Origin of the sequence: Marinomonas arctica (genome assembly GCF_003259225.1) — a bacterium.
GTDB classification, from domain to species: Bacteria; Pseudomonadota; Gammaproteobacteria; order Pseudomonadales; family Marinomonadaceae; genus Marinomonas; species Marinomonas arctica.
The window spans coordinates 1-338 of sequence record NZ_QHJF01000104.1 but is presented as its reverse complement, the minus strand read 5'-3'; the positions used below and the strand labels follow the sequence as shown (position 1 = coordinate 338).

General features: G+C 49.1%; 1 protein-coding gene. It reads left to right on the top strand.

Going from position 1 to position 338, the window contains the following annotated elements:
* The coding region (locus tag DK187_RS21020; RefSeq protein ID WP_275426777.1) for an MBL fold metallo-hydrolase RNA specificity domain-containing protein at nucleotides 1–264 on the top strand (264 nt) is incomplete at its 5' end.
* Nucleotides 265–338: the final 74 nt, after the last annotated feature.

Sequence of the window (338 nt, the reverse complement as noted above, 5' to 3'; positions counted from 1 at the left end):
CCAGGACGGGATATTTTGCGTTATCACGATAAAACCAATGGCTATGTGATGTTCGATGGCGAGCGTTACCCCATTCATGCCAAGGTACAACAAATCAGCGGCTATTCCGCCCACGCGGGGCAACGGGATTTGTTGAATTTTATAAAAGGCATGCGAGTGCGACCCGGAAAAGTGCACTTGGTACATGGTGACGACCACGCCAAGCAGACATTGAAAGGCATGATTGAACAGGTACACCCGACATGTGACGTTATCGTGCCGTAGGGAGCGTAATGTGCCGTTTGACGATGTTGTGTTTTCGTAGGGCATCATGAACGAAGTGTAATGTGCCGATTGAT